Source organism: Parabacteroides sp. AM58-2XD (assembly GCF_003463685.1).
GTDB classification, from domain to species: Bacteria; Bacteroidota; Bacteroidia; order Bacteroidales; family Tannerellaceae; genus Parabacteroides; species Parabacteroides segnis.
The window spans coordinates 1-7,853 of sequence record NZ_QSDP01000166.1 but is presented as its reverse complement, the minus strand read 5'-3'; the positions used below and the strand labels follow the sequence as shown (position 1 = coordinate 7,853).

The following is a 7,853-nucleotide window of genomic DNA, read 5'->3' as shown; positions in this document are numbered from 1 at the left end:
TGTAGACAGCGACCTGTTACACGAGGATCTGTCACTTCTGAAAAATAATTAGAGGTATTCATTTTGCAATGATAAACTTTTTAGAGGAATTTTGGTGCGGTCGCCCTGGGGTTGCAGAAAGCCCACCTGTTAAGAATACGAAAAATAATAATATATTTAATTGTAAATACTTCCCTAATATTTGCATAACTATATATCACCCTTTGTTCGGCAAAAATACAAAATCATCCGAAATATAAGCCCTGTATAGCAAAAAAAACGATTTCTGAACTTTCTCGGACGATATCGAACATTGGGATATATTCCGACACATAGATTTGCAACAAGTGAAATTTAAACAAAAAGTGTACTATTAAAAGTTATTCTTATGTCATTCAGAGCTGGTATATATTCTATTTTTTTTATTATGATTCTCGTTAAATGTATCCTGCCGGACGAAAAACCGGAAATTATACCTTTTCCCCAACAAAGTGTATCAGATAAGGGCAACTTTATATTCGACGAGACTACCCTTATTAGTGTCGAAAATAAAAAACAGGCAGTGATTGCCCAAGAATTAACCGATATATTTCATCAAGCAGCCGGATTCAGCCCAAGAATAGCGATACAAAAAAAACAGGCAGATATCATATTCCGTACAAATATGGACTTGTCGGCAGAGCATTATAAACTAAATATAAGTCCATCTTGTATTCTGGTAGAAGCTTCAGGAGACAAAGGATTTTTTTACGCAATGCAAACCTTGCGTCTACTGCTTCCTCCGGCAATAAACAGCCAAGCATCAGCAGAAAACATTCAATGGAGTGTGCCGGGAATGACCATACATGACGGCCCCCGTTACAATAACCGGACAGTAGTACTACACACACCTTTCAGTCTCATTCCAGAGAATAATCTCAAAGAATTGATTGATTGTATGGCCATGTTAAAAATAAACAGGCTTCATTTTATACAAGAACTTTACGATATAACACCGGATATACAGCTAGGATTAGAAAACATGACTTCATATGCCCATTCTAAAAAGATTACGATTTCAAGCGGGATGACGCGATCAGATGGCATGATATCCAATCTTCCTTTCCATGTGGAACAAATCATCCGGAAATCCAATATTAGCAATTCCAAGGACGACAGAAAACTATTATTCAAACATTTAGCCTCTATTGCCGAAAAAAGCTGGTCAAATCCTCTAGAAACAGAAGGCAATAAAAAATTCAACAAAAGAGTGGAAATGCTCGCTTTATATATAGGAAGCAACACTTTATAACGGCAGAAAAAAAATAATAGTTAAACGTAACTTATTTACCCTTATCATATCTATTTGCTTATGTAGCTGTACCGATGAAAATAATATACTCAAAGAAGAAGATATCAATATACCTGAAAGCATAATAGAATTCAGCGGCGCTGTCTTCATGGGCATATCCGATGAAGACAGCGTATTGCCGGAAAGCGGTAACCATATCTATCAATGTAGCCTATATATTTTCTTCCAAAGAATACGAAGAAAAAAATTCTTCAAACACCTTTACCACGTGTTCGGCAATCTCGCAGTCTTGTGCCTCTGTACCACCGCCTACACCAATAGCACCAACAATCTCGCCATTCACAAACAACGGATAACCGCCGGCTACGAACGTGATACGCGGATCGCTCGTACCAATTATCTGTTTAATGGATGCGTGGGGGAATGAACACAAAGGTATGTTTGATGAAATGGGAAATATTATAAAAACAGATGTAGAATACGAAGAATAACCCTCTTTCACAAGAGGGTTATCTCTAAAATACATCATATCAATGGAAAAGTAGATAAATAAGAGCCATTCTATTTCCGGCCTATCGCCTCCCTCTCCGTTAATCTTTGTCACGATTCTATTGCTGAGCGCCATAACAATAAATTTAAGAGGTCAAGCGCCTCACCTGCTTTCAGATTGTGCTCTATTTTAACAACAGACATAAACAGAAAATAGTTGATGATGCCGACAACGTCCAAACAGTGTTCACACGAAACCAGTTAAATATTCACAAATATTCCTGTCGATTTTAACACAAAACATCCTCGTATTAGCTCTGTTGAACCTCCGTTAAAGGTCCGTTTAACCTCCACTCCCTACAATCGGAGGTAAAAGGGAGGTAATTCTTTAACAAATGGGCCGTTTTACGGCAGTCTATGTTAATGCGATTTTAACACGATTTTTTTCGCGGTTGTTATAAGAAGTGAAGAAGTAATGTGTATAAGAACGAAAATGGGCCTTTATTTTTTATCTGCGAATTAAAATCTTATGCCGCTCGATGATGGCATTATCTTTCACAGGAAATATCGAAAGGGGAAAGACCGATAAGAATGTCGCGAGAAACAGAAGCTGCACCTATAATATTGGTAAAATTAGTAGTTAAAGTAACAATACCGGCAGAAGTTCCTACTCGAGAAACCCTGCAAGCGTTCTCCCGAATACTTGCAGGGTAAGTGAGGTATATCTAAATTATGTTGAAATAATTATTCCAATGCAGGTGAACTAGCTGTTGTCGGCCAGTAAGGATTCTGATACAAATTGGATGTTTCCAATTTCGAATCAGGAGAAGCCAAAGTAAGTTCTAGAACAGAATAAGGTGACAAATAATATGCCTTCCTCCATTGATATCCATCCCATACTTCGTTGTTTTCTTTGATTACGCGGTAAGGACGAATGTATTTGCTGTCGTTCCGGTTTGAGATGTTGGCATCGCCTTTACCTTCGGCCTGTTCGATCAAGGCAGATTCGCTTGTCACATTGCCTGCTTCATCGACTTTCAGGTAAGCTTCATTCTTATACATTTCCGTCCAGAAGTTTACGCCTTCGGGGATGTATTTACCCATATTTTCAGGAAACAAGGCATCAAATGCTCTCCAACGGATTAAATCACTCCATCTTCTCCCCTCACCGATAAATTCACAACGGCGTTCGCGACGGATATTATACAGGGTCGGGTCTACTTTCTCGGAGCCGGAATAAACCGCCCAGTCTGGTTCTTTTGAAAGATCGGTAGCTGCGATGGTCTTGCTGAAGTCGGAATCTATACCGGCACGTTCGCGCAATTGACGCCAATAAGTAGCTGCCGTCCCGTCGATTGACCCGTTTTTCAGGTAAGAAGCCTCCAAATAGTTTAAGTATGCTTCTGCAGCACGTGCCACAACGATGCCATTGGTACCGCGTACGCCATTACGGATTTGTGCGAAATCATAACAATAGTGTTTACGCTGGCGGAACCCAGTACGATCGCGGTGTTCGGTCAACGCAACAACTGTCGGCGCTTCATAGCATTCCAGTGAATCTTCATTGCATAAGACAGTCGATTCGCCAAACACGAACAATTGCAGGCGTCCGTCACGTCCTTCTTTTTGAAGGTCGATAGTCAAGTCGCCTTTATATCCCGAATTGGCAGCATAAATCGGCAGACCGTTTTCCATCAGGAAGGCATCTACATAACTTTTAGTCATACCGTTGTTACCACCTTCCATGATATAGGCCATAAAACCGTGTGTAATACTCAAGTCTGAATCAAACTGACGCCACATTAAAACCTCGTCTAAGGAGCTTGGATCAGGCATGGAGAACATTTCGAAGTAAGGATTCCAACCGTAAATCTGGTTGATTGCCGGATTTAATACTTTTGTATTTTGTACCAGACTATGATTGTCTGCTACTTCTTTCGCTGCACTCATTGCCTCAGTCAGGAAGAAGTCGATTTCGCTGTCGATGTTAAATGTTTTGCCTGCATTGTAAGCCATATTCGCTCCCGGCCATCCGGATTCACCCGGTACACGCGGCGTACCTTTGTGGTATTTCTCGAATGTCGCTTCGTACAAAGCTACGCGCGATTTCACCAAAAGTGCCATTTCTTTACCGATACGCACCTTGTTGAATGCCGTACCCGGTTTTAACAAAGAGATAGCTCTGTCCAAATCTTCCAGAATAAAACGGGCTACTTCATTGCGGGGGGCACGTTTGCTGAGTTCCACCAGTTCTTCTGTTTTATCTTCCGGTACAGTTGTAACGATGGGGAAGTCGCCGTAGGTACACAGACGGTCGAAATAAGCAGTAGCGCGCAAGAAATAAATTTCACCGATATAATGGTTGATATCTTCCGTTGCACCGGAGATAGCACCAGCTTCCTTCTTCGGCAATACTTGTTCAAGGAAGTAATTCATAGCACGGATCAGACTAAAATCAGGGCCACCAGATGAAGGAACCAACCAGCGATCAGCTGCAAAATAGCCTGTGTTGGCTTCACCTACAACCATATTATCCGTATTACCATCAACATTTAAAGGCCCGGCATTATACGCCGCATCATTCGTTGCAATAAGCGAAGTATAATAATTGATGGAATACGCACCCAATTCTTCAGCAGAATTAAAATATTGTGCAGGCGTAATGCTTGAGATCGGTTCCCTGTCCAGGAAATCGTTGCATGACGATGTCAGTAAACCGAAAGCTGCTGCTATGGGAAAAATATATATATTTTTTAAACTCAGTTTCATAATCCTCTTTATTTAGAAATTAACATTCAAACCGACAGAAATCGTTTTACACAACGGATACAATTTACCGTCCCCCCAATCTCCACCCAATGTTTCAGGGTCGAACACACCAGTAATATCGGAAAAAGTCAGCAGGTTATCACCGGATATATACAATCTGACAGAAGACATACCGGCCTTAGAAGTCCACTGTTGAGGCAATGTATAACCTAACTGTATATTCTTCATACGAAGATAAGCTGCATTCTGTAAATATCCGCTTTGAACTTGTTGGTTCTTGCTGCCATCAAAGCTGGCACGTGGATAATAAGCATTCAGGTTAGCACCCAACGGGTCGTTTTCGCCGCGCCAGAAATCCCAGTGCTGTTTGAAACCGGCAGACTGCCACATTCCACCACTTGCCCCCCAGAAATACGGGCCACTCAACCAATAGTCACGTTTTCCGATGCCTTGGAAAAATACCGAGAAGTCAAAACCTTTCCAAGCAGCATCCAAAGTCAAACCGAAATTATAACGCGGTGTACTGTTACCGATAACTGAACGGTCGCCCGGATTATCTACCGTATTAGCACCTGTATTGACAACACCGTCGCCATTTAAGTCTTTGTACATGACATCACCAGGACTCCAACTTGATCCCCAGCTTGGTTTGTTGTTAGCCAGGTGAGCATCCATCTCTTCTTGGGTCTGAGCGATGCCAACAGTGGTGTATCCCCAGATTTCATTCAGCATTTTACCGCTGTAATGGGCTATATCCAGTGATCTTGATTCATTCGGATATCTAGTTATCTTCTGTCTTGCATCAGATAAAACAAATTTAGCACCATAACTGACGTCGCCGATACGGTCTCTCCAGGAGAGTTCCAATTCAAAACCGTACGATTTCATGTCGGAGTTATTGATTTTTGGAGGTGTTGTACCCAAAACACTTGGTAATTCAGGAGCCGGGCCAATCATATCATACGTATAGCGTGTAAAGTAGTCGAACGATCCCGTCAAGCGGTTATTCAATAATGCCCAATCCAAACCAACGTCCCAGGTTTCTACTGTTTCCCAAGTCTTCAATGAACTTACGATAGATGGTAATCCGGCTACATTCGGTTTCACACCGTTTACCAACCAACGCCCACTAGCTGTTCCAACTGGCATGGTCTGGTAGAATGGATACCAAGCGTCATTTGTATCCGTATTACCTAACTGTCCCCAAGAACCTCTGACTTTCAATGTACTGAAAATGTCAGACAGGTTACCGAAGAATTCTTCACGGGCGATATTCCATCCGGCTGATACAGAAGGGAAAAATCCCCAACGCTGGTCGCCGATAAAGCGGGAAGAACCGTCATAACGTCCGTTCAGTTCGACCATGTAGCGATCTTTGTAATTGTAGTTGATACGTCCAAAGAAGCCTGCAACGGAGTTTTCAGCCTTGCCGCCACCCACTTTCTGTTCAGATGTGGTTTGGTTGATCGTCGGAACTTCGGCAGAGATGATTTTATCACCTTGTCCATAAAGATTATCAGTTCTCGTTAATTCAGCATTAAATCCGACCATCACTTTAAAGAAGTGATCATTGATTGTCTTCTGGTAATCCGTATAAATATTTGTTGTGAAATAATCTTCCGTATACCGGCTTTCGGAAATACGGCTGGCTCCCGGAGAGTAAGATGCCCCTCCATCCCAGCTTATGGCATAAGGCTGATTATTAACGTCGTATGCATAAACAGGCAATACAGCCCAGTGCTGGTTGTTAGTATGTGTACGCATATTTCCGTCAATATTGATTGTCCAATCTTTGATCGGTTCGATTCTTAAAGCGACTTGTTGAGTGTAATAATTCTTTTGTTGTGTCTGTACACCTCCCTCTTCCATCTGAGTCAACTCCATTCCCTCGGTCAAATGTCCATTATCGTCATATACCGGACAGGTCGGCCAGCGGCGGGCGATATTATGGAAGAACAGCCCCGTCATATAAGTCGGACGATCATAATCTTCACGTGTCCATTTACTCGTATAATTTAAAGTAATCCAGTTTGCTAATTGAGCAGATATTTTGGCATCCAATGTGTAGCGCTGGAAATTATCCGATCCATGGCGTATCAAACCATTCTGATCGAGGAAACTACCGCTGACACGGTAGGTCAGTTTTTCCGAACCACCACTTACGCTCAGGTTATGTTCGTGTGAAGGTGCCCAGTTACGGTATACTTCGGCAAACCAATCTGTATTAGCATTGGCACCGGTATACATTTCCCACTTGTTTTGTGAACTGGGCGTAGAGACCGTACTTATCTTACCGGCTTGATAATCTTGAATTCGTTGCATGACATCCGCGCTAAATACCGGGCTCTGTCCGGCATTGGCAGCTGCTGCATTAAAATATTGTGCGAACTGATAGGAATCCATCATTTCCGGTATCTGCAAAGCATCTGTGAAACGGACATTCCCTGAGTAACTTACATTCGTTTTACCCGCTTTTCCTCCTTTTGTCTTAATCAAAATCACACCAAAAGAAGCACGTGAACCATAAATAGAAGAGGCTGCAGCATCTTTCAAAACAGAAACAGATTCGATATCATTCGGATTGACAGTATTCATATTACCTTCGATACCGTCAATCAATACCAATGGAGATGAACCGGAACCATCACCGATAGTACCGGCACCACGAATATTAAAATTCAGTTCATTATCAAGCGTACCGCCACCAGAATTGACTGAAAAGTTCAAGCCAGGGACAACACCTTGCAAGGCTTGCGATACATTCTGAACCGGACGAGATTCAAGAACTTCTGCGTCCACCATACTAACCGATCCGGTTAAATTTACCTTTTTCTGTGTACCGAAACCGACAACAACAACTTCATCAATTGTTTGTGTGTCTTCTTTAAGCTGGATTTTAATAGAACCTTGTCCTGTATATTTTACCTCTTGGGTAATATAACCGATAAAGGAAATTTGGATAAGGTCTCCTTTTTTAACATGGGATAATTCAAATTTACCATTCATGTCTGTAACAGTTCCATTTGTTGTCCCTTTTACGACAACAGAGGCACCAGTTACAGGACCGAACTCATCTTCAACAGTCCCTGTTAGTTTGTCTGTTTGTTGAGTAATAGTTGTTGCTGCACTTACTTCCAGAGCATGAAGCTGTCCTCCATAAGCAAAAGCTAACGAAAGCAGCAAAACACCAACAGTTTGCATTTTTTTTAGCATAGCATTACTTTTAATTATTAAAACTAGGTTAACTATAAGGAATAACTTATGTTAATCAAAAGATTATATCCTCCAACGCATATTGTATCAATCTTTGTTTTTACATTAGTCT

4 protein-coding genes are annotated in these 7,853 nt (G+C 41.6%); 1 reads left to right on the top strand and 3 read right to left on the bottom strand.

The window, feature by feature from the left end; translation table 11 throughout:
• Positions 1-367: 367 nt before the first annotated feature.
• Positions 368-1,270, top strand: coding sequence for a glycoside hydrolase family 20 zincin-like fold domain-containing protein (locus DXA15_RS23865; protein ID WP_128135697.1), 903 nt, complete (start codon positions 368-370; stop codon positions 1,268-1,270).
• Between the two features lie 211 nt (positions 1,271-1,481).
• Here DXA15_RS23865 and DXA15_RS27380 read toward each other — a convergent pair whose 3' ends face one another.
• From DXA15_RS27380 to DXA15_RS23850, 3 genes are all read right to left on the bottom strand, one after another.
• Entirely contained in the window at positions 1,482-1,895 is a 414-nt protein-coding gene (locus DXA15_RS27380; protein WP_233567599.1) for a heme-binding protein, read from the bottom strand.
• Positions 1,896-2,503: 608 nt separating this feature from the next.
• The gene (locus DXA15_RS23855; RefSeq protein WP_128135696.1) at positions 2,504-4,528 is read right to left on the bottom strand and encodes a RagB/SusD family nutrient uptake outer membrane protein; all 2,025 of its coding nucleotides are present in this window, start codon (positions 4,526-4,528) and stop codon (positions 2,504-2,506) included.
• 12 nt (positions 4,529-4,540) lie between these two features.
• Complete coding sequence (locus DXA15_RS23850) at positions 4,541-7,741, bottom strand: TonB-dependent receptor (protein WP_128135695.1); 3,201 nt, start codon at positions 7,739-7,741, stop codon at positions 4,541-4,543.
• Positions 7,742-7,853: the final 112 nt, after the last annotated feature.

What these genes read in the sequence shown, in the direction of transcription:
- DXA15_RS23865 (WP_128135697.1), top strand. Translation starts at nt 368, where the DNA reads ATGTCATTCAGAGCTGGTATATATTCTATTTTTTTTATTATGATTCTC.
- DXA15_RS23855 (WP_128135696.1), bottom strand. Translation starts at nt 4,528, where the DNA reads ATGAAACTGAGTTTAAAAAATATATATATTTTTCCCATAGCAGCAGCT.
- DXA15_RS23850 (WP_128135695.1), bottom strand. Translation starts at nt 7,741, where the DNA reads ATGCTAAAAAAAATGCAAACTGTTGGTGTTTTGCTGCTTTCGTTAGCT.
- DXA15_RS27380 (WP_233567599.1), bottom strand. Translation starts at nt 1,895, where the DNA reads ATGGCGCTCAGCAATAGAATCGTGACAAAGATTAACGGAGAGGGAGGC.